General features: G+C 63.9%; 20 protein-coding genes and 1 pseudogene. 6 read left to right on the top strand and 15 right to left on the bottom strand.

What is annotated here, in order from left to right:
* Positions 1 to 4 precede the first annotated feature (4 nt).
* Entirely contained in the window at positions 5 to 889 is an 885-nt protein-coding gene (locus tag NLM15_RS13105) for an ABC transporter permease (protein WP_254117377.1), read from the top strand.
* Here the strand turns inward: NLM15_RS13105 and NLM15_RS13100 are convergent.
* The 9 genes from NLM15_RS13100 to NLM15_RS13060 form a co-directional block, all read right to left on the bottom strand.
* The gene (locus NLM15_RS13100) at positions 886 to 1632 is read right to left on the bottom strand and encodes a hypothetical protein (protein ID WP_254117375.1); all 747 of its coding nucleotides are present in this window, start codon (positions 1630 to 1632) and stop codon (positions 886 to 888) included. The genes NLM15_RS13105 and NLM15_RS13100 overlap by 4 nt on opposite strands.
* Positions 1633 to 1641: 9 nt before the next feature.
* Positions 1642 to 2892 (bottom strand): adenylate/guanylate cyclase domain-containing protein, encoded by a 1251-nt coding sequence (locus NLM15_RS13095; protein WP_254117374.1) that lies wholly within the window; start codon positions 2890 to 2892, stop codon positions 1642 to 1644.
* Positions 2889 to 3278, bottom strand: a complete 390-nt coding sequence (locus NLM15_RS13090) for a response regulator (protein WP_254117373.1) — start codon at positions 3276 to 3278, stop codon at positions 2889 to 2891. The genes NLM15_RS13095 and NLM15_RS13090 overlap by 4 nt, the downstream gene beginning before the upstream one ends.
* A complete protein-coding gene (locus NLM15_RS13085; RefSeq protein WP_254117372.1) occupies positions 3275 to 5875 on the bottom strand; it encodes an ATP-binding protein in 2601 nt (866 codons plus the stop codon). The genes NLM15_RS13090 and NLM15_RS13085 overlap by 4 nt, the downstream gene beginning before the upstream one ends.
* 152 nt (positions 5876 to 6027) lie before the next feature.
* Complete coding sequence (locus NLM15_RS13080; RefSeq protein WP_254124228.1) at positions 6028 to 9123, bottom strand: MexW/MexI family multidrug efflux RND transporter permease subunit; 3096 nt, start codon at positions 9121 to 9123, stop codon at positions 6028 to 6030.
* Between the two features lie 76 nt (positions 9124 to 9199).
* Positions 9200 to 10393: an efflux RND transporter periplasmic adaptor subunit gene (locus tag NLM15_RS13075; protein WP_254117371.1), complete on the bottom strand. Its 1194-nt coding sequence runs from the start codon at positions 10391 to 10393 to the stop codon at positions 9200 to 9202.
* Between the two features lies 1 nt (position 10394).
* On the bottom strand, positions 10395 to 11096 hold the full coding sequence (locus NLM15_RS13070) for a TetR/AcrR family transcriptional regulator (RefSeq protein WP_254124227.1): 702 nt from the start codon (positions 11094 to 11096) through the stop codon (positions 10395 to 10397).
* A 135-nt stretch (positions 11097 to 11231) separates the two neighbouring features.
* A complete protein-coding gene (locus tag NLM15_RS13065; RefSeq protein ID WP_254117370.1) occupies positions 11232 to 11822 on the bottom strand; it encodes a thiamine pyrophosphate-dependent enzyme in 591 nt (196 codons plus the stop codon).
* Positions 11819 to 12361, bottom strand: coding sequence for a phosphonopyruvate decarboxylase (locus tag NLM15_RS13060; RefSeq protein ID WP_254117369.1), 543 nt, complete (start codon positions 12359 to 12361; stop codon positions 11819 to 11821). The genes NLM15_RS13065 and NLM15_RS13060 overlap by 4 nt, the downstream gene beginning before the upstream one ends.
* A gap of 107 nt (positions 12362 to 12468) precedes the next feature.
* On the opposite strand from NLM15_RS13060, the gene NLM15_RS13055 reads away from it, so the two are divergent.
* Complete coding sequence (locus NLM15_RS13055; RefSeq protein WP_254117367.1) at positions 12469 to 13689, top strand: cytochrome P450; 1221 nt, start codon at positions 12469 to 12471, stop codon at positions 13687 to 13689.
* A gap of 217 nt (positions 13690 to 13906) precedes the next feature.
* Positions 13907 to 15121, top strand: coding sequence for an ornithine--oxo-acid transaminase (gene rocD / locus NLM15_RS13050; protein ID WP_254117365.1), 1215 nt, complete (start codon positions 13907 to 13909; stop codon positions 15119 to 15121).
* Positions 15122 to 15495: 374 nt separating this feature from the next.
* Here rocD (NLM15_RS13050) and NLM15_RS13045 read toward each other — a convergent pair whose 3' ends face one another.
* Positions 15496 to 16038 carry a hypothetical protein gene (locus NLM15_RS13045; protein ID WP_254117363.1) on the bottom strand — a complete coding sequence of 181 codons (543 nt, stop codon included), beginning with the start codon at positions 16036 to 16038 and terminating at the stop codon, positions 15496 to 15498.
* 3 nt (positions 16039 to 16041) lie between these two features.
* Here NLM15_RS13045 and NLM15_RS13040 point away from each other — a divergent pair, with 3 nt between their 5' ends.
* From NLM15_RS13040 to NLM15_RS13030, 3 genes and pseudogenes are all read left to right on the top strand, one after another.
* On the top strand, positions 16042 to 17223 hold the full coding sequence (locus NLM15_RS13040) for a Spy/CpxP family protein refolding chaperone (RefSeq protein WP_254117361.1): 1182 nt from the start codon (positions 16042 to 16044) through the stop codon (positions 17221 to 17223).
* 34 nt (positions 17224 to 17257) lie between these two features.
* Positions 17258 to 17404 (top strand): annotated as a pseudogene (gene rocD / locus NLM15_RS13035) (ornithine--oxo-acid transaminase); the annotation flags it as partial.
* A gap of 204 nt (positions 17405 to 17608) precedes the next feature.
* The gene (locus NLM15_RS13030; protein ID WP_254117359.1) at positions 17609 to 20461 is read left to right on the top strand and encodes a hypothetical protein; all 2853 of its coding nucleotides are present in this window, start codon (positions 17609 to 17611) and stop codon (positions 20459 to 20461) included.
* A 67-nt stretch (positions 20462 to 20528) separates the two neighbouring features.
* On the opposite strand, the gene NLM15_RS13025 is transcribed toward NLM15_RS13030, so the two are convergent.
* The 5 genes from NLM15_RS13025 to NLM15_RS13005 form a co-directional block, all read right to left on the bottom strand.
* Positions 20529 to 21719: a hypothetical protein gene (locus NLM15_RS13025; protein ID WP_254117357.1), complete on the bottom strand. Its 1191-nt coding sequence runs from the start codon at positions 21717 to 21719 to the stop codon at positions 20529 to 20531.
* A gap of 74 nt (positions 21720 to 21793) precedes the next feature.
* Positions 21794 to 22147, bottom strand: a complete 354-nt coding sequence (locus tag NLM15_RS13020) for a hypothetical protein (protein ID WP_254117355.1) — start codon at positions 22145 to 22147, stop codon at positions 21794 to 21796.
* Positions 22148 to 22192: 45 nt separating this feature from the next.
* A complete protein-coding gene (locus NLM15_RS13015; RefSeq protein WP_254117353.1) occupies positions 22193 to 23992 on the bottom strand; it encodes an adenylate/guanylate cyclase domain-containing protein in 1800 nt (599 codons plus the stop codon).
* 452 nt (positions 23993 to 24444) lie between these two features.
* A complete protein-coding gene (locus tag NLM15_RS13010; RefSeq protein WP_254117351.1) occupies positions 24445 to 25308 on the bottom strand; it encodes a sugar phosphate isomerase/epimerase in 864 nt (287 codons plus the stop codon).
* Positions 25308 to 26498 carry a dihydrodipicolinate synthase family protein gene (locus NLM15_RS13005; RefSeq protein ID WP_254117349.1) on the bottom strand — a complete coding sequence of 397 codons (1191 nt, stop codon included), beginning with the start codon at positions 26496 to 26498 and terminating at the stop codon, positions 25308 to 25310. Before NLM15_RS13005 ends, NLM15_RS13010 begins: the two co-directional genes overlap by 1 nt.

Here is a 26498-nt window from a genome sequence, read left to right as displayed (position 1 = left end):
ATCAATGACAGACGCCGCGCTGCCCGGTCCCGTCACGCAAGCCTACGAGTTGGATAGTCCGGCACGGCGCGCGCGCCGGCGGCTGTTCAAGCGCAAGGCGGCGGTGTTCGGCCTGGTCGTGATCACGATGTTCATCGCGCTCGCAGTCCTCGCCCCGCTGATCGTGCCCTACGACCCCATTGCGACGAGCTGGAGCCTGGTGCGCAAGCCGCCCACGGCCGCGCACTGGCTCGGCACCGACGAGCTCGGTCGCGACATCCTCAGCCGCGTCGTCTACGGCGCGCGAGCGTCGCTCCTCGCGGGCCTCATCTCGGTTGCGATCGCGCTCGGTATCGGCGTGCCGCTCGGCCTGCTCGCCGGCTACCGCGGCGGTTTCACCGATGCCCTGATCAGCCGGATCACCGATGCGATGCTGGCCTGCCCGTTCCTGATCCTGGCGATCGCGCTGGCGGCGTTCCTCGGGCCCAGCCTCGGCAACGCCATGATCGCGATCGGCATCTCGGCAACGCCGATCTTCATTCGTCTGACGCGCGGGCAGGTGTTGAGCGTCAAGGCCGAAGACTATGTCGAGGCCGCGCGTGCGCTCGGCAATCCGCCGTGGCGGATCGCGTTCTCGCACATCCTGCCGAACATTTTGCCGGCGCTGCTGGTGCAGGCCACGCTGTCGATCGCCGCCGCCATCATTGCCGAAGCGGCGCTGTCCTTTCTCGGCCTCGGTCAGCAACCACCCGCGCCGTCCTGGGGCAGCATGCTCAACGCGGCGCAACGCTTCCTGACCCAGGCGCCGTGGATGGCGATCTGGCCGGGGCTTGCGATCTTTCTCGTGGTGCTGTCGCTGAACCTGCTCGGCGACGGCCTGCGCGACGCGCTCGACCCTCGCCAGCGCTAGATCACGGTCTCGCGCATCACGCGACGGCAATCCATCTCGTATTCGAGATCGACCACGGGCGGGCGGGCGAAATGCCAGGTCAGGCCGGACCGCAACGCGCCGCGGCGAACGAGCTCGTCGACCAGCGCGTGGTGGAAATCGTGCACGGAATAAGCCTGCACGCCGGTCGTGTCCTTCCAGCCGAAGCCGAACGCCGTCATCCGGTTCTCCATCTGCGACGTCGTGGTGAAGCGCACCTTCTCGCGAAGGCCCTCCGGACTGAGGTCGCGGTAGCGCACGGTGCGCTCGACATAGGTCCCGCTGCCCTCGCGCGCCTCGGCGCCGCCGGCGATCACGAAGCTTGGCGCCTTCGACGTCAACGGACGCGTGAAGGAGAAGGCATAAAACGACGGCTCGGACGGCGGGTCGATCTCGGGACAGACATTGCTGCGCGCCACCGGATTGGTGGTGCCGTCGAAGATGCCCCATTCGGACAGCGTCTTCACGTAATGCAGGTTGAATGCGCGAAAGCCTTCCTCGCTGAAGGCTGCCGGTGAGCGCAGCTCGCAGGCGCAGAAGGCTGTCAACGGCCGGCCTGCTTCCTGGATGTATTTCGCGGCCAGCGCGAACCCTTCGGCGAGCGGCACCAGGCGGTCGAACCGAACGCGCTCGATCTCATAGCCGTCGTCCGCGGCAGCGCCGGCCGAATACTGGAACACGGACGGAATGAAACGATAATTGCCGGCGGAGAAGTCACTGACCATGTCGAACCCCTATTCCAGTTGCATGCGGATACCCTTAGCGCCGTTGAGCAGGCGCTTCAGGTGAAAGCTGGCGAGCGAATCGTCGGCGTGCATCCCGACCAGCGCGGCAAAGGCGGGCATGGCCGCGACGTCGCCGGCTTCCATCTTGGCAAAGGCCTCGGAATACAGCGCCGTTTCCGGCGCTTCGAATCTGGCCTGCGGCAGCGGCTCGAACGCGCGCAGCGGCTCGCTGCGTCCGCGCAGCATGAGATCGCCCACGGGGCGGCCCTGAAAATGCTCGGCCGCCTTGGCGACGCTGGCACTGACGCAGATGCGCGTTCCCAGATGCTTGTTGGCGGCTTCAAGCCGCGCCGCGATGTTGATTGAGTCGCCATAGGCGGTGTAGTCGAAGAAGCGATTGCCGCCAAAATTGCCGACCAGCGCCGGCCCGGCATGAATGCCGATGCGGGTGGCGCCGAAATTCACGCCCTTGGCCAGCTGGCGCGCGCGAAAGTCCTGCGCCCAGGTATCGAGATCATGGGCGCAGGCGACGGCACGCGTCGCGTAATCAGGCTGATCGCCGGGCGCGTTGAACAGCACCTGGATCGCATCGCCGATGATCTTGGCGACCGTCCCCTCATGCGCGAAGACGACTTCGGTCATCCCGCCGACATATTCGTTGAGCAGCTCGCCCAGCGTCTCCGGCGGCGCGCTCTCGACCAGCGAGGTGAAGCCGGTGATGTCGGTAAAGATGGTGGCGACATCGCGCCACTGCACCTCGATCCCCTCGCCCTCGCCACTTGCCGCCAGACGCTTGGCGAGCTCGGGCGAGAAATGACGCGACAGCGCGGCATGCGCCCGCTCCGCCTCCATCTGACGGCGCCGCACCTCGCGCAGCATCTCGATGTGGCGGATGGTCTTCTGGATCGTGGCCTCCAAATCGGCGAAGTCGATCGGCTTGGTGAGGAAGTCGAACGCACCGCGGTTCATGGCGGTGCGGATGTTGCTCATGTCGCCATAGGCCGAGACGATGATGGTCGACTTCTTGTCCTCGGCCTCCTGGAGCTTCGCGAGCAGCGACAGGCCGTCCATCCGCGGCATGTTGATATCCGAGACCACCATGTCGACATGCGGATTCTGCTCGAGCGACTGCAGCGCCTCGAGGCCGTCGCGCGCGAACATGATGTAGATGAGCCCGTCGCGGATCTGCCTGCGGAACTTCTGCAGGATCAGCGCCTCGAGGTCCGGCTCGTCGTCGACGAAGAGGATGGTCGAAGTCATGCGGCCTGCTCGAGCCTCGTGTCGATCTCCTGCCGCAGCAGCGCAAAATCGATCGGCTTGGTGAGGAGCCCGATGGCGCCGCGCTCGATCGCCTTCCGGCGCGTCTCGGCATCGCCATAGGCCGTGATCATGATGACGGGAACGTCCGGATGCTCGGCGCGCACCTTGGGCAGCATGTCGAGCCCGCTCATGCCGGGCATGTTGATGTCGGACAGGATCAGGATCAACGAGGGATCGCGCACCTCGGAGGCAAGTTTGAGCGCATCGGGCGCGGACGCCGCAAATTCCATCTGGAAGCGGCCGGCGCGCAAATCGCGCCGGAACTGCTGCCGGAACAGCGCTTCGACGTCGGGCTCGTCATCGACGACCAGGATGTAAACGTTCAACTCTTGCCTCCGGGAGTACTGCCTGCCGCCATCACGCGCGGCAGGGTGATGATGAACTCGGTGAATACACCGGGTGTGCTGTTCACGTCGATCGTGCCGCCATGCTGCTTCACGACGATGTCATGGCTCATGGAAAGCCCGAGGCCGGTACCCTCGCCGGCCGGCTTGGTGGTGAAGAAAGGATTGAACATCTTCTCCTTCACGTCTGGCGGAATTCCGGTGCCATTATCGCGGATCCGGATCTCGATCTGGCCGCCGAGATCTTTCGTTGCCGCTCGCAAGGTCGGCTCGAACCCGCCCGCAGCGCTCTCCTTGCGCTTGCCCGATGCATAGAAGCCGTTCGAGATCAGGTTGAGGAGGACGCGCGTGATCTCTTGCGGATAGATGTCGACCATGCCAGCGGCGGGGTCGAAGTCGCGCTCGAGTGTGACGTTGAAGGCGGGCCGCTCGGCGCGCGCGCCGTGATAGGCGAGATTGAGGCTTTCCTCGACGATCGCGTTGATGTCGCTGGGGCGGTGCTCGCCGGAGCCCTCGCGCGAATGCAGCAGCATGTTCCTGACGATGGAATCGGCGCGCTTGCCATGCTGCACCACCTTTTCCAGATTGCCCTTGAGCATGCCGGTCAGCTCGTCGACCGCCTCCCTCGTCTTGCCGTCGAGCGATGCCGATTGCAGAGCCTCGTTGAGCTCGTCGATCAGCTCCGTCGACACCGAGGAGAAATTGTTGACGAAATTGAGCGGATTCTTGATCTCGTGCGCGATGCCCGCGGTAAGCTGGCCGAGCGAAGCGAGCTTCTCGGTCTGGATCAGGCGGCCCTGGGCGGCGCGCAAATCGTCGAGGGATTGAGAAAGCTCGCTGGTGCGCTCACGAAGCTGCTTGAGCAGTCGCGCGTTCTCAATGGCAATGACCGCCTGGTTGGCAAAATTCTCTACCAGCGCGATTTGCTTGTCGGTGAATGCGCGAACCTCCCGACGAAAGATGGTTATCACGCCGACCAGCTCGTCGTCCCGCAATAGCGGGACCATGAGCGTCGTGCGGGCGCCCCCAACGTCGGCAAGCAAGACCGCCATCTCGGCTCCGGCACGATAGGCGGCGGCTTCACGGACATCGAGAACGTGGGCAACCTGATGCGTTCTGGCGACCTCGGCAAGGCCGCTTTCGGGATGCGGAGCAAGCATCCCGCCATGTTGCTGTCGCGTAGCCGCAAATTGCGGGGGCAGATTGTAGTCCGATACCAGAGCGTATCGCACTCCATCCCAGAGATCCATGACGCCAAAGCTCGCGCCGCAGACCCGCGTTGCATTCTCCAACATCTTGTTGAAGACCGGCTGTAGTTCGCCCGCGGACGAGCTGATGGTCTCCAGGACCTCCGAGGTCGCCGTCTGCTGTTGCAAGGACTCGCTCAATTCCGCCGTACGCTGCTCGACCTTCTTTTCCAAATCGGCATAGGATTCCTGCAGCCGCGCGCCCATGTCGTTGAACTGATCGGCGAGCCCTTCGAGCTCGTCGCCGGTTTTGATCGAAATGCGCTGGGAGAGGTCGCCGCCGCCGATCCGCTCGGCGCCGCTGCGCAGCGCCTGTATGGGACCGACCATGCGGCGCGCGAGAAACATGCCGGCGAGCACCGCGAAGATGGAAGCGGCAAGCAGCACGACTGCAAGCCGCTCCAACGACGCATAGAGCGCCGCATAGGCCTCCTCAACCGGCAGCTCAACGAACATGGTCCAGCCGAGCGGCGCGATCGGAGCGGATGCCGTCAGAACCTTCTTACCCTGGATATTGGTCGCCTCCTGCAAGGAGTCCGGCATGGTGCCACCAGCCAGCGCGGCACGCACCTGCGCGAGGCCGGACATGTCGGTATTGCGCAAGACCAGGCTGATGTCGGGATGCGCGATCAGCCGCCCCTCCGGACCGACCACGTAAGCGTGTCCGTGCTGCCCGACCTTGATCTGGGACACGACGTCCCAGATCAGCTTGAGATTGACCTCCGCGATGCTGACACCGGCATCCTTGCGCGCGCCTGATAGCGCCAGCGTCATGTAGGGCTCGGACTCCCTGCGGAAATAGACCGGCCCATAATAGACCTTGTGCGCGACCGCCTCGGTGAACTTCGGATCGTCCGACAGGTCGATCCCGCTGTCGATCGCGTCCATCGCCAGCCGTGAGACCCGCAGGCGCTCCTTGCCGGTCGCATCGACCTGGGCGAGCTCGGTAATCGCGGGCACCTGGCGCAGCAGCCGCAGCGCGTCGAACCGGCGCTGCTCGATCGAGCCCGCCGACCAGGGCAGCTGCGTGGTCCAGCCGAGCTGGCTCTCGATCTCCTTGACGAACTGGCCGATCTTGTCCGCCGCCGCCTCGGCCTGCTCGTGCTGGACCCGGATCAGCGCGGCCTTGTGCTCGCGATAATAAAAGAAGACCTCGAACAGGCCGTTGGCCAGCAGCGCGATGGCGACGACAGCCACGAACAGCGCGACATATTTGGTGAAAAGCCGCATCCGGATCCCCCGCCCCGCTGCTTCGTCGGCCACGACGCCGTCCGCGGCCGCGCTCGGCAGCGTCCTGGCTTGCGGGGTGTCGGGGTGGAGGGAGATGCTCATCCCGCCAAACCTAGCAAGAAGGCCGGACCTTGTCTCTTCTCAGCGCGGGAAAGCCTCGCCCTGGGCTTAACGGCGCCCGTGGGTGCCCGGGCAAATAAAAAGGGCGGCAACGGATTGGCCGCTGCCGCCCTTCTTGTCCGATTGTTGCCGCCTCAGGTCGGGCGCAGCGCCTTGGAATTGAGGTCGAGATCGCTGACCTCCTTGTTCCGCTCGGAATCGGCCGCCGCGCGATGGTCGGTCGCCAGCACCACATAGACTGCCGGCAGCACGAACAGCGTGAACAGCGTGCCGATCGACATGCCGGCGACGACCACGAGGCCGATCGAGAAACGGCTGGCCGCGCCTGCGCCGGTCGCGGTCAGCAGCGGGATCAGGCCCGTCACCATCGCGGCCGTGGTCATCAGGATCGGCCGCAGACGAATACGGGCCGACATTTCGATGGCCGAACGACGATCGAGCCGTTCGTTGATCTGGAGCTCGTTGGCGAACTCCACCATCAGGATGCCGTGCTTGGTGATCAGCCCGACCAGCGTCAGCAGGCCGACCTGGGTGTAGATGTTCATGGTCGCCACGCCGAAGAACAGCGGGATCAGAGCGCCGACGATCGCCATCGGCACCGAGATCATGATCACCAGCGGGTCGCGCAAGCTCTCGAACTGCGCGGCCAGAACCAGGAAGATGATGATCAGCGCAAAGCCGAAAGTGATCGCAAGTTGGTTGCCTTCCTGCACGTACTGCCGGCTATCCGCCAGATAGTCGTGGGTGAAGCCCTGCGGCAGCTTCTTGGCCTCGCCTTCGAGGAAGTCCACCGCCGCACCGACAGTCACGCCGGGCATCGGCACCGCCGAGAACGTCGCCGAGTTCAGCTGATTATAGTGGGTCAGCGAATTCGGATCGGTCCTGGTTTCGACCGACACCACTGTCGACAACGGAAGCTGCTGACCGGTGTTGGTCGTCACATAGTAGCCGCCGAGCGATTCCGGCGAGAGCCTCTGGCCGCGCGGCACCTGCGGGATCACCTGGTAGGAACGACCCTCCAGATTGAAGCGGTTGATGTAGTTGCCGCCGAGCAGCACTGCCAACGCGCTGCCGACGTTCTGCATATTCACGCCGAGGTCCTGGGCCTTGGTGCGATCGATCTTCACCGTGACCGTGGGCTGGTTGTAGGCGAGGTCACTGTCGGACACGATGAACATGCCGCTCTTGCGCGCAGCGTCCTTCAGCTTCTCCATCTGCTCGTAGACAGCCTGGAAGCCCGCGGTCGAGTTGATCACCATCTGCACCGGCAGGCCGCCCGGCCCACCCGGCAGCGGCGGCAGATTGAACGCAAAGGCCTGAACACCCTCGATCTTGGAAAGCTCGGCCTGGACCAGCGGCTTCAGCGCGATCGAAGAACGCTTCCGTTCGTCCCACGGCTTCAGCAGCATACCGGCGATACCGCCCTGCGGCCCGTTAATGCCGTTCAGCACGAAACGCAGGTCAGTTTCAGCGAATTTCTGGAATTCCTTGTCGAGCTTGTCACCGTAGAAATCGACGTAGTCGATGTTGGCGTATTTCGGCGCCTTGGTCACCGCGAACACGATGCCCTGATCTTCCTCAGGCGCCAGTTCCTTCGACGTATGCATGTACAGGAAGCCGACCAGCCCGAGGATCGTCACCGCGAACAGGCCGGTGATCGCCTTGTAGTCGAGCGAGCGGTCGAGCCTGCGGCCGTACCAGCGCGTCATGGCGCCGAATACCCCGTTCACCAGCTTTGCGAACCGGCCCTCCTCCGTATTCTTCAGCAGCACCGAGCACATCATCGGCGACAGCGTCAGCGCGATGACGCCGGACACGATCACCGAGCCCGCAAGGGTGAAAGCGAATTCGCGGAACAGCGAGCCGGTGAGACCGCCGAGGAAGCCGATCGGAGCATACACGGCGGCGAGCGTGATCGTCATCGAGATGACGGGGCCGACGATTTCGCGCGCGCCTTCCAGCGACGCCTGCACCGGTGTCTTGCCCTCCTCCAGATGGCGGTGAATGTTCTCCACCACCACGATGGCGTCGTCGACCACAAGTCCGATCGCGAGGACCATGGCCAGCAGCGTCAGCAGGTTGAAGCTGAATCCCAGCATCAGCATCAGCGTGCAGACGCCGATCATCGACAACGGAATCGTGACAACCGGAATGATGACGGAGCGGAACGAGGCCAGGAACAGGAAGATCACCACGATGACGATGATGATGGCTTCGCCCAGCGTCTTCTCGACCTCATCGATCGAGGATTGGATGAATTTGGTCGAATCGTAGGCGACCTTCATCTTCATCGACGGCGGCAGGTTGCGCTCGAGCTCCGGGAACAGCGCGCGCACGCCCTTCACCAGAGTCAGCGGGTTGCCTTGCGGGGTCGCCTGCACGCCGATGAAGATCGCGTGCTCGCCGTTGAAGGCCACACTCGCATCCGTGGTCTGCGCGGCCAGCTCGACCGACGCGATGTCCTCCATCCGGACGAAGCCGCCGTCCTTGGCCTTGACGATCATCTTCTTGAACTGGTTGACGTCGGTCAGGCCCGTGTTCGTCGCGATGTTCGAGACGATCAGATAGCCCTTGGTCTGGCCTGCCGCGGACTGGAAGTTGTTGGCGGCGATCGCCGCGGCGACATCGGCCGGCGACACATTGCGGCCGGCCATCTTCACCGGATCGAGCCACAGCCTCATCGCAAAATTCTGGGCGCCGAGGATGTCGGCGGAGGCGACACCATCAACAGTCGACAGCACCGGCTGCACCACACGCGTCAGGTAGTCCGAGATCGCCGAGCCCGACAATTCGTCAGACGAAAAACCGAGATACATTACGGCCGTGGTCTGGCCGGTGGTTTTCGTGACGATCGGATCGTTCGATTCCTTCGGGATGAGATATTTGACCGAATTCGTCTTGGCGAGCACCTCGGTGAGCGCCTGGTTCGGATCGAAATTCAGTTTGATGTAGACTTGGATCGTCGAGGTGCCGAGCACCGAGGACGAGGTCATGTAATCGACGCCCTCGGCGGAGGCGACCGCCTGCTCGATCGGCGTCGTGATGAAGCCCTGAATCAGGTCGGCGGACGCGCCGGGATAGACGGTCGTGATGTTGATGACCGTGTTCGACAGTTTTGGATATTGCCGGATCGGCAGCGTCGTCGCCGCGCGCAGGCCGATCAGAAGGATCAGCAGGCTGACGACGACCGACAGGACCGGTCGTTTGATGAAAATATCAGTAAAGCGCATCGCGGCGATCTCGATTTCGTTGACTTGCAAAGCGCATGACCCGGCCGTGCCGGATCATGCTGCGACGTGTGCGGCGTCAGTATCGCGGCGGTTGCGCCGGAATCGGCGGCGCCGGGTCGGTCGAAATCGACACCGCCGAGCCCGATTGCAGCTTGAGCTGGCCGACGGCGACGACCTTATCGCCCGCCTTCAGGCCCTTGACGATTTCGGCACGACCATCGATCCGGTTGCCGGTCTGCACGAAGGTGCGCACCGCGCTCAGGCTGGTCTTGCCGTCCTCTTCCTTCTTCTCGGTGATTACGAACACGGAGTCGCCGTACAGCGTGTAGTCGACCGCTGTCTCGGGCACGGTGATCACCGCCGGCTTGTCCGGCAGCACCACCGTCGTGGTCACGAACATACCGGGCTTCAGGATCTTTTCCGGATTAGCGACCGTCGCCTGTACGCGGATGTTGCGGGTATCGGTGGCAATCTGCGGCTCGATCGTGGTGATCTTGCCCTCGAAGACGCGGCCCGGATAGGCGTCGACCTTCAGCCGGACGACCTGACCAACCTTGAGGTTGCCCGAGTCCTTTTCCGTCACCGTGAAGTTGGCCCACAGCTCCGACAGATCAGTCAGCGACACGATCGCCGTGCCGGCCGTCAGATACTGGCCGACCTCGACCTTGCGGACGCCGAGATCGCCGGAGAACGGCGCGCGCACCAGCTTCTGCGAGATCAGCGCCTCGGTCTTGGCGATGCCGGCCAGCGCCTGGTCGTAGGCGGCCTGCGCGGTGTCGACGGTCGCCTGCGGACCGAACTGGCGCGATGCCAGTTGCTTGGCGCGATCGAGCGAAAGCTGCGCGACGGTTGACTGTGCCTTGTAGTTGGCGAGGTCGCCCTGCTCCGGCATGTCGAACAGCTGCACCAGCGGCGTACCCGCCTCGACATGCGTACCCGGCTCGAACTTGATCTCGGTGACGCGGCCATTGACGTCGGCGCTGACGTCGACCTGATGCACGGCGAAGAGCCCGCCGACCGCGGTGAGCAGGTTCGGCACCACCTCGGACTTCGCCTCGGCCGCGCTGACCAAGGTCGGCGGCGGCTTGTTGTTCGCGAAGAACTGCTTGATCATCTGGCCACGGAAGTAATTGAACCAGACGAGCCCACCGACGAGCACGCCCAGAAGCGTGCCGACGATGATGAACCACAGCACCGGCCTGACCGGACGCTTGGGAGCCTTGTTGTCGATCGGTTCGCCCGAAATCTTGTGTTCGGCTACGATGTTCATGTCATGCACTTTCTGCAATCGCCGTCTTGCCCGCATCCGCGGCCTGATCGCGGCCCAAATGCGAAGCAATTGCGGCGTCGTTAAGTCCGATACCCCTCAGGAGAAACTCACACAGCTGCCGCACCAGGTCGCTCGCCTTGCCGTAAGCAAGGCAAGGCGTGGCCGGCAGCCTGGTCAGCGCAGCCGTCATCACCGTGTGATGCGCAAACCAGAACAGGTTGAGTGGATCGCCGCTGAATGGCCGCGCGTCCCCGGCGGCCACCGCACGCTCGAGCGAGGCGAGGAAGACCGCCCCGATCAGCTTCTCGATCTTGGCATATAGCAAACGGGCGAATTCGCCATCGTCCAAATGGCTCGTGGCCATCAGTCGCAGGCGCTGGGCCTCTTCCTGGTCGGGACCGTCGGCGATCTCGAGGAAATGCTCGACCATGCCGCGGATCAACTCGACCAGCGTGGCCGTCGAGGGCTCCCGCTCGAGCAGGTCCGTCAGTGCCGGATCGGCTTCGCATTCGTCGCTGAGGATCTCCGCGTACAGCGCCGCCTTGGACGGGAAATGCTTGAACAGCAGCGCCTCGGAAATGGCAGCGGCGGCCGCCACGCTCTTGGTCGTGGTGCCGGTATAGCCGTGTCGGGCGAAGCAGCGTTTCGCGGCACCGAGGATCAACTGACGCCTCAGGTCGCTCGTCATACGCAATGAGCTCATGTTAGTGAGTAAGCACTCACCCACGCAAAAGTCAAGCAATATGCTGCATCGCAACCTAAGTGGGTTGTAAATTCAGTGGAAATTGGCTCCGCTACACGGTCCGCGAGCAGGGCGAGACGACAGGGAATCGTTGACCTAGATGGGTTGGAAGCCGAGGTCGCCGCGAATCCGGTTGACGATGTAAGTTCCGTCCCGGGTGGGCAGGATCCGCTCCAGATTGGCGCTATCGATCTTCACATTGGCAAAGCGCGGGCCGGCCGAGACGTCGTGGACGGCTTTGGCAAACGCCTCGACCTCGGCCATGGTCGAGATCGACTGGCTGTCCCCGATGCCGCAGGCCCTGGCGATACCGACGAGGTCGGCCGCCGCCGAGGTGTGACTGGTCTGGCCACCGGTCTCGCCATAGGCCTCGTTGTCGAGCACCACGATCGAGAGGTTGGACGGCTTCTGCAGGCCGATGGTAGCAAGACTGCCCATGCCCATCAGCATCTCGCCGTCGCCGGTGATGACCAGCACCGGCAGCTTTGGCTGCGCCAGCGCCAGGCCAAGCCCGATCATCGCCGCCCCGCCCATGCCGCCCCAGAGGTAGAAATTGCGGGCGTGATCGCCGGCAGCGCACATGTCGTTGGTGGAGGCCCCGAGGCCGCCGATCGCGACGACGTCCTTGCGGTTCGCAAGCAGGGTGGACACCACCTGCCGGCGGTCGAGGAGATTGGCCTTGCTCATTTGGTGAAAACCTTTGCGCCGATCAGGCGCTGCGACAGCAGGACGGCGGTGGGCGTGAGCGCGTTGTAGGCCTGGGCTGCGGCCGCCTCCAGCACGGCCGGCACCTCGGCCGCGTTGGACGCGCGCAGCACCTGGACGCCCGAGAGCTCGAACACGCCCTGCGTGGTCGACCCCATCGGCACCTGCCATGGATTGAACTCGCCCCACTCGCCGCGCATGGTCACGAGCGTGAGGAACGGAAAGCGCAGGATCGGGATCAGCGACAGCATGTTGATGCAATTGCCGACACCGCTCGATTGCATCAGCAAGACGCCGCGCTGGCCGCCGGTCCAGGCCCCGGCCAGAAGCGCCACGCCCTCCTCCTCCGTCGTCAGCGGAATGCCGCGCATCGTAGAGGAGCCCAGCACGCGCTGGATCAGCTTCGAATGGCCGGCGTCGGGCACGTAAGGCACCTGCCGAACGTCGAAGCGTTGCAATGTCGCGAAAATATCGTCGGGCCAATTCGGGGCCGTGTCGGCAGCGTCAGCGCGGGCGTGCATTTTCCTGTCCGGTCGGCTTGCAAATCACGGCACGACTGTAGACGGTGATCCAAGCCGCTCGAAAGAGCGAAAACAGCATATCGGTTTCAACCGGCGAGTATGGCGGCATGAACGCAGATGCGAAAAAACTGGCAGCCGATTTTGATCTGGAGAAGCTGACACGCGAATTCTACGACGATCCCTACCCGACTTATCGTGCACTGCGGGAGAACGAGCCGGTCAAGCGCCTGCCTAACGGCACCGTGTTCCTGACCCGCTATGACGATCTCGTCACGACCTACAAGAACACGAAGTCCTTCAGCTCGGACAAGAAGCGCGAGTTCGCGCCGAAATACGGCGATACCCCGCTCTACGAGCACCACACCACGAGCCTCGTCTTCAACGACCCGCCGGCCCATACCCGCGTGCGCCGCCTGATCATGGGTGCGCTGTCGCCACGCGCGATCGCGGGGATGGAGCCTGATATCGTCAAGCTGGTCGACGGCCTGCTCGACGCCATCGCCGCCAAGGGCCATTGCGAGCTCATCGACGACTTCGCCGCATCGATCCCCATCGAGGTGATCGGCAATCTGCTCGACGTGCCCCATGACGAGCGTGAGCCGCTGCGCGACTGGTCACTGGCGATCCTCGGTGCGCTCGAGCCGGTGGTGTCGCCCGACGTGGCTGCGCGCGGCAACAAGGCGGTGACGGACTTCCTCGCCTATCTCTCGACGCTCGTCGCGCGCCGGCGCGAGAAGCCGGGCAATCCCGAGCGCGACGTGCTGACGCGCCTGATCCAGGGTGAGGAGAATGGCGAACGGCTGACCGAGAAGGAGCTGCTGCACAACTGCATCTTCCTGCTCAATGCCGGCCACGAGACCACGACGAACCTGATCGGCAACGGCCTCGTCGCGCTGCACCGGAACCCGGACCAGAAGCAGCGGCTGATCGACAACCCCGACATGATCAAGACCGCCGTCGAGGAGATGCTGCGCTACGAGAGCTCCAACCAGCTCGGCAACCGCATGACCACCGAGCGCGTCGAGCTCGGCGGCGTCATGCTCGAGGCCGGTACGTCGGTGACGCTGTGCATCGGTGCGGCCAACCGCGATCCCGCGCAGTTTCCGGACCCTGAAAGCTTCGACGTCGCACGCACGCCGAACCGGCATCTCGCCTTCGCCACCGGCGCGCATCAATGCGCCGGCATGGCGCTGGCGCGGCTCGAAGGCGCCATCGCGATCTCGCGCTTCCTGGCGCGCTTCCCGAACTACGCCGTCGGCGGCCAGCCGGTGCGCGGCGGACGGGTGCGGTTCCGCGGCTTTTTGAGCGTGCCCTGCGCAATCGGCTGAGGCCTCAAAACAAAAATGTCGAAAACAACCCCATGCACAGTAGAGGGCGGATTGGCGAATGATGCCCTCTGGTTCCGCAGAACCATCTGACATCCAGAGCAAATCGGGCGATCGGGCGCATGAAGGCTTCCAAGGAGACAAACTGATACCCAGATCAATCCAAGCGCGGCCAATGCAGTCGGCTGACACCGGCGCGCACAGCACGGGAGTGGCGAAGATGAGCTCCTCGGTCATTGATTTCCTCGCAACAGAAGCACGCCTGGGCACCAAAAATTACGAGCCGATCGGGGTCGTCCTGTCGCGCGGCGAAGGTGTCTGGGTCTGGGATACCGATGGCAACCGTTATCTCGATTGCCTCTCCGCCTATTCGGCGGTCAGCCAGGGCCACTGCCACCCCAAGATCCTGGCGGCGATGGTGGAACAGGCGCACAGGCTGACGCTCACCTCGCGCGCCTTCCACAACGACCAGCTCGCCCCGTTCTACGAAGAGATCGCGGCGCTGACCGGCTCCCACAAGGTGCTGCCGATGAACAGCGGCGCCGAGGCGGTCGAAAGCGCGATCAAGTCGGTACGCAAATGGGGCTATGAGGTGAAGGGCGTGCCGGACGGCCAGGCCGAGATCATCGTCTGCGCCAACAATTTCCATGGACGCACGCTGGGCATCGTCGGCTTTTCAACCGACCCTGAGACACGCACGCACTTCGGACCGTTCGCGCCGGGCTTCAAGATCATCCCGTTCGGCGACGTTGCGGCGCTGGAAGAGGCGATCGCGCCGAACACCGTCGCCTTCCTTGTCGAGCCGATCCAGGGCGAAGCCGGTGTCATCATTCCTCCATCCGGTTATTTCCCGAAGGTGCGGGAGCTCTGCACCGCCAACAACGTGATGCTGGTGCTCGACGAGATCCAGACCGGGCTTGGCCGCACCGGCAAGCTGCTTGCCGAACAGCACGAGGGAATCGAGGCGGACGTGACGCTGCTTGGCAAGGCCTTGTCCGGCGGCTTCTATCCGGTGTCGGCCGTGCTCTCGAACAACGAAGTGCTCGGGACATTGAGACCCGGGCAGCATGGCTCAACCTTTGGCGGCAACCCGCTTGCCTGCGCGGTGGCGCGTGCGGCGATGCGCGTGCTGGTCGAGGAAGGCATGATCGAGAACGCGGCGAGGCAGGGCGCGCGCTTTCTCGAAGGCTTGAAAGACATCCGCGCCAACACCATCCGCGAAGTGCGCGGGCGCGGCTTGATGCTGGCGGTCGAACTGCATCCCGAGGCCGGCCGCGCCCGCCGCTATTGCGAGGCGCTCCAGGGCAAGGGCATCCTCGCCAAGGATACCCATGAGCACACGATCCGCATCGCTCCGCCGCTGGTGATCACCAGCGACCAGGTCGACTGGGCGCTGGAGCAGTTCGCCACGACCCTGACGCAGGACCTGTCTTGAGGCTACCTGCGTCGGAAGATCGCAATGCCACCCGCTGCCCACAACGAACCATTGCGCGACCCGTGCGTTGAAAAATCGTGGGCGATTACGAGCTGGGAGCTAGGATCATGCTTCCGCGTGGCGTTTGCCTGACGGCTGTTTTGGTTGGTGTCTCGATGCTGGGAGCGAGCGTCGGCACGTTCGCCCAGGGACCGCCAGGACACGGAAGGGGTGGACCACCAGGGCCAGCGCCGGCAGCGCGGCCTGCAGCACCACCTGCCATGGCCCGCCCGGCGGCGCCGCCAGCCATGGCGCGGCCCGCCGCGCCGGCATTCCATCCACCTGCCATGTCGCAGCGACCGGTCATGGCGCCACATCCGGCGCCCCGCATGGCCTCACCGCCGCCGCGTCCGGCCCCCCATATCGCTGCGCCGCCACCGCGGGCTGCCCCGCACGTTGCGGCACCGCGGCCTGAAATTCATCGGGCGCCGGCAGCGCCGCAACGTCCGGCCATGGCCCCGCGGCCGACGCCGCATATCGCCGCCCCCGCGCGCCCCAGCGCACCGCCCACCGCAAGCGTGGGGCCGGAACGGCCACGCGAGACGCTTTCGCGCCAATCCGCGGAACGCCAAGGCCGCATCGACCGCTTGCAGCAGCGCGTACAGCAATTGCAGTCGCAAAAGCCAGAGGGCGCAAGGGCGCAACACCAGCAGCAGCGATTGCTGCAGTCGCAGAGCCGCCTGCTTGAGCGGGAGCAGCGTGTCCAACAGCGCGAGCAGCACGTCGACCAGCGCCGGCAGATGGTGCAGCAGCGGCAGCGCGAGATGCTGTCCCGCCAGACGACGGAGCGCCAGACCCGCATCGATCGCCTGCAGCAGCGCGTGCAGCAACTGCAGTCGCAAAAGGTGGAAGGCGCGCGGGCGCAACGCGAGCAGCAACGGATGCTCCAGACGCAGAACCGCTTGCTTGGTCGCGAGCAGCGCGCCCAGCAACTTGACCTGGCTCGCCAGCAGCGGCTCGGACTCCAGGCTCCGGCCGAGCGCGCCTCGACCATCGCGGCCGCCGCGCAGGCTGCCGAGCGCGGGCGGTTCGCGACACGCTTCCGCGAGCAGGCCAATTCGCAAACCCAGGCGGCCCTCGTCGCCCGCCAGAGCGGCTGGTCTCCCCGGCAGGCCTGGCGTCACCGCCATCGTGCGGCTTTCGTGGCTTGGCTTGGGCCCGTGTTCTGGCCTTACGCCTACTCCGACATCTTCAACTACACGTTCTGGTCCTATGCTTACGAGCCCGGCTATTGGGCGTACGCCTATGACGATTTCGTCGACACCGTGTTCTGGGGTGGTGACAGCCCCTATGCGGCCTATGCCAGCACCAACTCCTATGACTATCCGCAAGCCGGCGGCAGCTACCGCACGCGCCAACGTGCCAGCGTGAGCCCGCAGACGCTCCAGCAATTGTGCAGCACACCGGACAAGGGCGTGACCGCCTGGCCGCTTGCCGATATCACGCTAGCAGTGCGGCCGACGCCAGAGCAACGTACCCTGCTCGACGAGCTGAAGACCGCGGCGGCCAATGCTGCCGGTGTGTTCAAGGACTCCTGCGCCGAGACTTATGCACTGACTCCGCCCGGCCGCTTGCGCGCGATGATGAACCGCGTCAGCGCGACGCTGGAAGCCGTCAAGATCGTGCGACCGGCACTGGAGAGTTTCTACAACTCGCTCAATGACGAGCAACAGGCCCGCTTCAACGCGCTCGGCCCCAATGTCGACGACCGCTCGCCGCAGCCGCAGGAAGCCAGCGCCGAGGGCTGCGGCGATCCGAAGTCCAGCCTGACCCAGTTGCCGATCCAGAGGATCGAGACTGTGCTGCATCCCGCAGGCAAGCAGAAGGAAGCGCTCGATCGCCTCGGCGAAGCGACGGCGAAGGGCGTTGGAGACCTGCAGGCCGCCTGTCCGAATGATGTGCCGCTGACGCCGGTGGGACGGCTGGAGGCGATGCAGCACCGGCTCGAGGCGATGCTGGCCGCCGCCAAGCTGGTCGAACCCGCCCTGGACGAGTTCTATGCCACGCTGAGCAGCGAACAGAAGGCTCGCTTCAACACGCTGCAACAGATCGCAAGCCCGTAACGGCAGCGCGCGTGGGAGCTACACCACCGTCCTGTGCCGCGTGCTCCAGGGCAAGGGCATCCTCGCCAAGGATACCCATGAGCGCACGATCCGCATCGCCCCGCCGCTGGTGATCACCAGCGACGAGGTCGACTGGGCGCTGGAGCAGTTCGCCACGACCCTGACGCAGGATTTCTCTTGAGGTTGCCTCCGCCGGAGGATCGCAATGCCGGCCGCGGCCAACAACGAACCAGTCCGCCACCTGACGAGGCCATACCTGCTGGGACGGCTATCGTGAGATGCCGGCATGGAGTAGAATTCATCGACAACGACGCCAGGCGCAAGTGCACACACCATTTGAGCGCCGTCACAGGGTGACGGACGCCTCAAGCAGGAGGGGTGGCAGATGGCAGATGAAGTTGCTCGCGGACCGGGCGATTCACCGGAGTGGCATCCCAGCAAATATGCGCTCTGGAGCGAGCGCTGGGGCGACGCGGACAACACACCGACCTCTATCTTGCTGCGTCATCCAACGGCTCCGTTTCTCGTTACCGTCCCCGCAATTGATGATTCCAATATGCAGCGCGTGGGAAATGAATACCTCGAAGCGGTAGCGAGCAACGACGATATCGATCCGCCAATCGATCTGCCGGCAGTGTTCACAACCGACTCGAGGGAGTTCTTCAAGCGCGGTTCGGGCTTCATCCGGTGGCTGCCACTTGGCTGGCCTCCTGCGGATCCGGACGGCGACGATGCCGGCAACCCGTTCGTGTCGTTCCGAGTTGAGCCCAAGTCGCACGCAGGCGCTCTTGTCGATCAGACCGTGATTCTGGTGGCTTCCGAGTGGATTCCCGACCTCGACCCCGCCCCCGATACCGACCCCGACAGCCCACCACGCGGCCATTTCCTGGGCTCCGGGTTCGGCATCCGCGTGGTTGCGCATGCGCGGCCGGCAAACGGAGGATACGAAATACGCATCACCGGGATGACCGCGTCACTTCCGTTCGGCCCTTACAGCACCGTCAAAGTGTTCAATTTGGTAAAGAAAAACGAGTTCGCGCCGATCTTCAGAACGGCCTCGCTTTCTCGGGTCAAGGCCGAGATGTCCGAGCAGCTTGGCTTGAAAAATCAATCCGTCTCCATTCGAGGCGTCCGGATCGCCACCGCATCCGACGGAACACCGGACGGAACACCGAGTGTCCAGTGGCAAGCCGCGAGCAAGCCCGAGACGGATGGCGGCCGAACCAAGGCTACGCCGTATTCGTTCGTGTTCTTCGGGACGCCGAAAGAAGCTGGGGCTCTTGTCAGCAAGGTTGAGCTCGTCGCCGACGCGGTGACGCCTGGACACGCGTGGGTGTTTCCGCTTGATCCTGCGTCGCAGGAGCCGCCGACTGATCTTCGCAAACGGCGTCCGACACGCAGCGAAGAAGCACTCGAGCACTATCGCGACTATGAGGAAATCACCGCGCATCAGGCGGATCCGTTGATCTACCCGCCGACGACCCTTCCACTACCACCAGGATTCATCGAAGATGAAAGGGTGGTGGTTTGCCCCGGATTTGTTCTTGCCGACGGTCCTCCCCCTCCCCCTATCCCCGGAGATCCGAAGACGGTCGATCTGCCCGGCACGTCGATACCTCTCGTTCGATCGAACGATTTCGCGGCAATCAGCGCCTACAACAATGTCAGGCAATTCTTCCAGCGGCTCGATGCGTATGGAATTGATGCGGTTTCGTACTTTCGGATCGCCAGCCTGCCGCTCAAGGTCTTTTATCGCTCCGGGGTGAGGCCAGGCCCCGGCAAGGACGGCCAGACAGTCAATGCGCGTGTTCTTCCGGAGGGCTGGCCGGTCGACTACGTCGGACCGACCCCGTTCGACCAGCGTCCGATCCTGCAACTGCATTTGGCGCTGGCCGACCTTTCGACCCGGGCGCGCAAGCCATGGGACGGAACCAACCGCTCGCAAGCGGAGCCGCTTGGCATCGCGGCCGACGCGCGCTGGATCTGGCACGAGATCGGGCATGTGCTTTTGATGTGCTCGGTCGGTGAGCTGGAATTCCGCTTCGCCCACAGCGCCGGAGACGCGCTCGCAGCGATCGTCTCGGACCCGCAATCGCAATTGGCGGGAGACGGCAATTGGCGCGGCGCGACATTCCCGTGGGTGTTTGCGCCGCGTCGCCACGACCGATGCGTGTCGCATGGATGGAGCTGGGGCGGCTCGTTGCACTATGCGATGTCCCAGGTGCCCGATTCAACGCCGCCCCGCCGCAAGGGTTACTGGACCGAGCAGATCCTCTCGTCGTCGCTGTTCCGGCTGTACCGCGCTATCGGCGGCGACACGAAGGCGGTGGGAACGCAAAACCAGCCTGACCAATCCGCCCGCGAGTCGGCTTCGCTCTATTCCGTCTACCTCATCATGAGGGGGATTCAGATTCTGCCGACATCGATCACCGTGTTGGCCAACGAGCCGGATCAGCTCGTCTCCGCGCTGATCGACGCCGACATCAGCCCCATTCCCTGGGACGTCAACATTACGGTGACCTTTCCTCCACCTCCGTACACCGCCAGCAACACCAAATCGTTCTCGTTCCACAGGGTTGGCGGCTGTGTGCACAAGGTCATTCGCTGGGCGTTCGAAGTCCAGGGCCTGTATGCCATTGCCGGAACGATCACCAACGCGCCAGGCCTTCCACCGCCGGTAGACGTCTACATTCTGGACCGGCGGCCACTTTCGGAAGCCTCGCCCTACGGCGATATCGCGTATGGGCCGGGCAGCTACAATCCGGTCTCGCTCGATTGGGATCCCAACCAGTCCGGTTCAGGTGCTCCGCCCTTGTGGCAAGCCGACCAAAGCGCGATCGTCGTGTCGGGCGGCAATATTACCGTGAGGGTCGGAAACCGCGGCGGTCAACAGGCAACGAATGTTGAAGTCAGCGTTTGGTGGCACGCATGGCCCGGTGGCAGTCCGCCGAAATGGAATGATACTTCACCAGGGTCAACGCCGTGGACACCGTGCACCCCGTCACCAAGCCCCGGCCAAACCATTGCCCCCGGTGCGCCGCCTGTCGAATTTGATTTCACGTTCAACCCACCGTCATCCGGCACCCGCTATCTGGTGCTGGCTATCGCAACCTGCGGCGACGACGCTGCCAACACTGATCCAACGACGTCGTTCCCGTGCAGCCAACTGCCCACGGACCTCATTGACCTCGTACCCAATGATAACAATCTCGGTCTCATCGTCGTTGGCGGCCCCTAGCGGCAGCCTGATGCTATGGCGTGCGTTTCGTTGTTCAGGTCGGCCGAGCAAAAGGGACAAGGCCCGGTCAGGGCCACTTGGTCGGCCACTCGGCGGTTGCGTGGGCGAGCACCGAGCGGAGCGTTGGACAATCAATGCGGCTCGGCGTGCTGTCGTGCAGCAGCGCTCGCCAAATACCGGCTGCGATGTGACGACTTCCAGCCGAGTCGGAAGCATAGTGGACGCCGAGACGTTCGCGGTTCTTGGCGATACGCCCGGCAAGCCAAAGCAGCGGCGATGTGAGTTCGCCGCGCCCCATCAAAGGGTTTGCCAAGGGTAGCAAGGCCGCCACAGCCGGCCCCGCAGGCCCGGTGTTGATCGGGACGCCGCCGCGCACAGCGCCAATTTCGAAGCTATTGGCGGTCAAGCCGGGGGCCAATACGTAATAGGTTGTTCCGACGACGAGCGGCGCGGGAAGCGGCTGGCCGCCGGGAAGAGGCTCAAAATTGATCGGATCGTCGGGGCTCAGACCGTGCGCCGTCAACGCGCTCAAGGTGACGACAGCGGGGTTGGCGAGGGAGATCGTCACGGCCGGATAAGGATCGACCACCTTGCCCAGCCTTCCGTCGTACGGAGCGGCGAACATGCCGTAGCGCTGGCGAAGCGCCGGTATTTCCAGGAGCAGAAGCGCGATGAAATGACCGATGAAGGAATGCCCGCTGGTAAACGACGGATGGGCGGGCGGACCGAACGGAGGCGCCAGCCCCGGGCACAACGTCGATGGGCGAACGCGCCTGAACTGCTGCTTGTAATAAAAATATGCGACGTTACCGATGGCGTACCCGCAGTTGATGAGCTCCATTGTCCACGGGCGCCGTGACTCACTCGTATCGATGAAGGCAGTAATGTAGCCGGCGCTGCCATCCGCCTGCTCGATGATTTCGGCCATATAGCGATCGCGATCGTCCTGCATCAACATTTGCAGTTGTTCGATTTCGCCAAGGATCGAGCTAAAGGCCGCAGCCTTCGCCGCAATCCACCCGGGACCTGTGGCAGTGCCGTACGGGTTGGGATCCAGAGGATTCGACCGGGGATCGGGTTGCCACGCCAAATCGAGGTCCTCGAGCCAGCTCATCGCCAGCAGCTCAGCCCGACCGAATTGCCATTGATCTCTCTGGCCGCCGAATTCCCGCGCCACCATGATTGACGGTCGAGAGGGATCGACTGCCGTCAGCCATTGCGTGAGATAACGGTCGTATGGAAGCGTCCAGAACCGCAATGCCGGGTCCCAATCATCGGTCGTCCATTCGAGGAACGCATCCTGCCCGGTTGCGGCGTCGACCTGATAGGGATTTACGACTTCCGCCCACGGATACGGCGGATTCCCAGCGTCATCTGGAGTGAAGTCGAGTGCCCAAGGTCGAAAGCCCAGGTCCCACGGGGTTGCGTAAAAACTGCGTCCCGTGCCCGGCCCCGCTTCGGCACTGTACGCCGCACCGGCTCCCGCGCCTGCACCGGCTCCTGCACCCGCTCCGGCTCCTGCACCTGCTCCAGCACCTGCACCCGCTCCGGCACCTGCACCCGCTCCGGCACCTGCGCCCGCTCCGGCACCTGCGCCCGCTCCGGCACCTGCGCCCGCTCCAGCACCTGCGCCCGCTCCGGCACCTGCGCCCGCTCCAGCACCTGCCCCCGCTCCAGCACCAGCACCAGCTCCCATGGCAAGCCTCCCTGACGCTTGAAAATTATATGCGGCTATTCCGGCAACCCCGCGGCGCGCAATCCCTTCGCCAAACGATCCAGATCATCCTTCCGCAGCGGATACCAGGAAACGAAAGTTGAGACTCTAAATGAAGGTTCAATTTCGAGAAGCTGTCGAGCCGCCAATTCAGCTCCAGCTTCGTCACCCGAAAGGGCAAGCGCGGCGGCCAGAGTTCGTATGCAGGGACGGAAAAGTAGATTCGCCCGCCGTGACCTGTTCAGGTAAACGATCGCTTCATCGTACCGCCCAGCGACGAACTCGGCAATTCCCGCCACGATCCAAAAATAGAAGTTCAAGGGATCAAAGGGATTAAGACGCCATACGTTCTGCAATCGCTCCAGCGCTTCGTCGGGCCGCCCCAAATAGGCGAGCGTCAAGGCGCTCAAACCCCATGCGAACGCCAAGTTCTCGTTGAGGGCCAGCGCCCGCCCAAAAAGCTCCATCGCTTCTCCCGGTGATTTTCCCATGAAGGACAGGATGTGCCCGGCCACAGCCAGCGCAAACGGATCGTCGGGGTCGAGTTCGATGGCGCGCCGCGACACGATGAGGGCGCGCGCCCGGTCGCGGTCTGGATCCAGCGACCAACCTTCGCCAAACTGGAAGTTCAGCCACCACGCAAGGTAGGCATGGGCCTGAGCATAGGACGGATCGAGCACGATCGCCCGTTCCAGGAGTTGACCCGCTTCCCGGTGGCTTTCTTCGGTGAGGAGATACAGAAGCGACATCGCGCGGAGGACGCAGTGGAATGCATCCAAACTCTCGGTCGGGCGGTCAGCGACGCGAGCCATCTCGACTGCACGAACGCGCGGCTCGATCGAGGACAGTATGCTTGAGGCAATGCGATCCTGAAATTCAAACAGGTCGTCGGTGGACCCCTCGTACCGTTGGGCCCAGATCGAGACATTCCCCAAAATGTCGGTCAGCTCCGTGTTGATCCTCAATCGCGTGCCCTGGCGTTGCACGCTGCCGTCGAGCAGGTAACGAACATCGAGCTCACTGGCGATCTGTCGCAGGTCTTTTCCGCCGGCGCTATAACGAAGGGTAGAATTGCGCGCGATGACGTAAAGCGACCGATTTCTGGAGAGTCCGGTAATGATCGAGTCCGTGATCCCCTCACCATAATAGCTGTCGTCGTCTGTACCGCTGATCGTCCGGAACGGCAGCACGGCGAGCGTCGGCCTCGACGCCCATTGCAGGTATGGCTGCGCGATCTGGCGGTCTCCGTCTCCCTCGGTCCACTCGACGGAATAGACATGAACGGTTCGCATGATATTTTTCATCACAGGCGCGCCGAGGTGATGAAATGTCAGTGGCAGTCGATTGATGACGTAGTCGCGGACTGCCGCCGTGACGACTATCTGGCCGGGCTGCGCGGCCTGGTGGATGCGAGACGCAACGTTGACGCCGTCACCCTGCAATATTCCATCTTCGTCAATGATGTCGTCGACGTTGATGCCAATGCGAAGATGCAGCGCGAATGGATCCTTGTCGCCGACAATGCGCTCCTGAACACGCTGAACGTCGGTCGCCCAACGCACCGCATTCACGACGCTCGGGAATTCGACCAGCACGGCGTCGCCCGCAATCTCGGCGATCCGTCCACCGTGGCGAGCCATGTGAGGCTCCATAATCTCGGTCCGCAACGCCTTCCAGCGCATGACGGTATCGACGTCCTTCAGACCCATGAGCCGGGAAAAGCCGGCGACATCCGCAAAGGCGATGGCAGCAAGCCGCCTCGTAATCATCGACGGTGCGATGGACGGCGCCTCTGTCGCTTGCTCAGCCTGATTCATGCGCACCTTGTCATGCTAAAGGACCAAGTACCCGGACACCTTCCGAGCAGTGACGCGCGATCGTTGAACCTTACAACATTTGGTTGACCCGCGCGACCATCATTGAGCAGATGGCTTGCGTCCCGTTGTCCGGCCAGTATCTTGCGACACGGAGCGCCGAACCACGAGGTGGTCCTCAAACCAGACTTGACGTCCCTCCGCGCCCCAAAAGCCGGCGTCACCCGACAGAAATGCCAACGTCCGCCTCGGGTCATTCGGGATCAGGTCGAGCCGGCAGCAAGTCCGACCAAGTCCATTCTGCTGCCGAAAGCGGGGGTAGAGCATCAGGCCCGTCACAACCGCCGAGTTGGCCGAACCTGGACGAGTTCTATGCCACGCCGAGCAGCGAGCAGAAGGCGCGCTTCGACACGCTGCAACAACTCGCAAGCCCGTGAGAGCAGCGCGCGTGGGAGCTACACCACCGTCTTGTGCCGCTCGATGCAGGTGCCCAGCACCTCGTCCATCGGCCTGCCCCACCAGTCATTCGAGAAGATCTCGATCTCCGAATACCCGGCAAAGCCCTCCGCCTCGACGGCCGCGCGCGCGGATTTGATGTCGATGACGCCGTCGCCCATCATGCCGCGGTCGTTGAGGATGTCCCTGGTCGGCACCAGCCAGTCGCAGACGTGGAACGCGAGCAGGCGATCCTTGCCGGCCCGCGTGATCTGGCCCATCAGCTCCGGATCCCACCAGATGTGATAGACGTCGAGCGCGACGCCGAGCATGCCGCTGCGGCCAGGGTCGAGCCGGTCGCAAATGTCGAGCGCCTGCTTTGTGGTGTTCACGCAGGCGCGGTCGGCCGCATAGGCCGGATGCAGCGGCTCGATCGCCAGCGGCAGCTTCGCCTGTCTGGCGTAGTCAAGCATGTCGGCGAGAGCTTCCTCGACCTGCCCGCGCGCCGCCACGAGATCCCTCGACGCCTCGCTGCCCGGCCGCGAATATTGCGGCAGGCCGCCGACGACGAGAACGATGCAGGGTGCGCCCAGCGCCTTGGCTTCATCGACGCAGCGGCGATTGTCATCGCGCACTTCGGTGCGGCGCGAGGCGTCCGAGGTGAACATGCCGCCACGGCAATAGCCTGAGAGATCGAGGCCGGCATCGCGCACCGCACGCGCCGCCCGATCGAGACCGACGGAAGCGACCTGATCCCGCCAGGGATCGATGGCGCGGATGCCGTGCTTCGCGCAGGCATCGATGATCTCTACCAGGTCCCCCTGCTTGCGGACCGTCGCCGTGTTCAGCGACAGCCAGCGATGGTCGGACGAAAAATCGCGCATCAGGATTCGATACCGTGGGTGGCGAGCACGGTCTTCATCCGCTGCGTCGCGAGTTCAGGGTTGGCAAGCAGGCCGGCCTTGTCGGCCAGACGGAACAGCTCGGCCAGATGCAGCGTGGAGCGCGTGCTTTCCTGACCGCCGACCATGGTGAAATGATCCTGATGGCCGTTGAGATACGCCATGAACACAACGCCGGTCTTGTAGAACCGCGTCGGCGCCTTGAAGATGTGGCGCGACAGCGGCACCGTCGGCCCCAGCACGTCGTGGAAGCCGGCCTCGTCGCCGGCCGCCAGCCGCGACAGCGCGTAGGACGCTGCAGGCGCAATGGCATCGAAGATGCCGAGCAGCGCGTGCGAAAAGCCTTCGCTGTCGCCTGCAATCAACTCCGCATAATTGAAATCGTCGCCGGTATACATCCTGATGCGCTTGTCGAGGCGGCGGCGCATGTCGATCTCGCGCTGCTTGTCGAGCAGCGAGACCTTGACGCCGTCGACCTTGGCAGCGTTGCCGTTGATGATGGCCACCGCGGTATCCATCGCCTTGTCGAGGTCTTTCGTGCCCCAATATCCCGTCAGCGCCGGGTCGAACATGTCGCCGAGCCAGTGGATGATCACGGGCTCGCGGACCTGCGACAGCACGCGATCATAAACCTTCGCGTAGTCGTCGGCATTGCGGCCGAGTTTTGCGAGCGCGCGCGACGCCATCAGGATGATGCGGCCGCCGACCTTCTCGACCGCCGAGATCTGCTCCTCATAGGCGCGGATCACGTCGTCGAGGCTCCTGGCATCCTCCACAGCGAGATGGTCGGTGCCGGCACCCGAGAACACCAGCGCGTTGCGCCGCTTGGCGGCGCCGACGGAGCGCGTGATCAACTCCAGCGAGGTCGGCCAGTCCAGCCCCATGCCGCGCTGGGCAGTGTCCATGGCTTCGGCAACGCCGAGGCCGAGATCCCAGACATGCTCGCGAAAGGCGATGGTCTTGTCCCAGTCGACGGCAACCGACAGCCAGGGATCGTTGTCCGCGAACGGATCCGCCACCGTGTGCACGGCCGAGAACGCGATGCGGTTCAGCGGCCCCTCGAGCTTTGCGGGAAACGTGCGTGAGGCCGCGAGCCGGTAGGTCTCGATCGACCGGTCGGCCTTCGGCAGCTTGAGCGACAATGACGACATCGGCTGGACGGGCTTGTTCAT

This window comes from Bradyrhizobium sp. CCGB20, assembly GCF_024199855.1.
In the GTDB taxonomy this organism is placed as follows: Bacteria; Pseudomonadota; Alphaproteobacteria; order Rhizobiales; family Xanthobacteraceae; genus Bradyrhizobium.
The sequence above is the reverse complement of the archived record's forward strand: the minus strand, read 5'-3'. Positions and strand labels throughout refer to the sequence as shown.

What these genes read in the sequence shown, in the direction of transcription:
- NLM15_RS13010 (WP_254117351.1), bottom strand. Translation starts at nt 25,308, where the DNA reads ATGCGCGATTTTTCGTCCGACCATCGCTGGCTGTCGCTGAACACGGCG.
- NLM15_RS13095 (WP_254117374.1), bottom strand. Translation starts at nt 2,892, where the DNA reads ATGACTTCGACCATCCTCTTCGTCGACGACGAGCCGGACCTCGAGGCG.
- NLM15_RS13040 (WP_254117361.1), top strand. Translation starts at nt 16,042, where the DNA reads ATGCTCCAGACGCAGAACCGCTTGCTTGGTCGCGAGCAGCGCGCCCAG.
- NLM15_RS13065 (WP_254117370.1), bottom strand. Translation starts at nt 11,822, where the DNA reads ATGAGCAAGGCCAATCTCCTCGACCGCCGGCAGGTGGTGTCCACCCTG.
- NLM15_RS13060 (WP_254117369.1), bottom strand. Translation starts at nt 12,361, where the DNA reads ATGCACGCCCGCGCTGACGCTGCCGACACGGCCCCGAATTGGCCCGAC.
- NLM15_RS13105 (WP_254117377.1), top strand. Translation starts at nt 5, where the DNA reads ATGACAGACGCCGCGCTGCCCGGTCCCGTCACGCAAGCCTACGAGTTG.
- NLM15_RS13015 (WP_254117353.1), bottom strand. Translation starts at nt 23,992, where the DNA reads ATGAATCAGGCTGAGCAAGCGACAGAGGCGCCGTCCATCGCACCGTCG.
- NLM15_RS13085 (WP_254117372.1), bottom strand. Translation starts at nt 5,875, where the DNA reads ATGAGCATCTCCCTCCACCCCGACACCCCGCAAGCCAGGACGCTGCCG.
- NLM15_RS13005 (WP_254117349.1), bottom strand. Translation starts at nt 26,498, where the DNA reads ATGAACAAGCCCGTCCAGCCGATGTCGTCATTGTCGCTCAAGCTGCCG.
- NLM15_RS13070 (WP_254124227.1), bottom strand. Translation starts at nt 11,096, where the DNA reads ATGAGCTCATTGCGTATGACGAGCGACCTGAGGCGTCAGTTGATCCTC.
- NLM15_RS13055 (WP_254117367.1), top strand. Translation starts at nt 12,469, where the DNA reads ATGAACGCAGATGCGAAAAAACTGGCAGCCGATTTTGATCTGGAGAAG.
- NLM15_RS13100 (WP_254117375.1), bottom strand. Translation starts at nt 1,632, where the DNA reads ATGGTCAGTGACTTCTCCGCCGGCAATTATCGTTTCATTCCGTCCGTG.
- NLM15_RS13075 (WP_254117371.1), bottom strand. Translation starts at nt 10,393, where the DNA reads ATGAACATCGTAGCCGAACACAAGATTTCGGGCGAACCGATCGACAAC.
- NLM15_RS13080 (WP_254124228.1), bottom strand. Translation starts at nt 9,123, where the DNA reads ATGCGCTTTACTGATATTTTCATCAAACGACCGGTCCTGTCGGTCGTC.
- rocD (WP_254117365.1), top strand. Translation starts at nt 13,907, where the DNA reads ATGAGCTCCTCGGTCATTGATTTCCTCGCAACAGAAGCACGCCTGGGC.
- NLM15_RS13030 (WP_254117359.1), top strand. Translation starts at nt 17,609, where the DNA reads ATGGCAGATGAAGTTGCTCGCGGACCGGGCGATTCACCGGAGTGGCAT.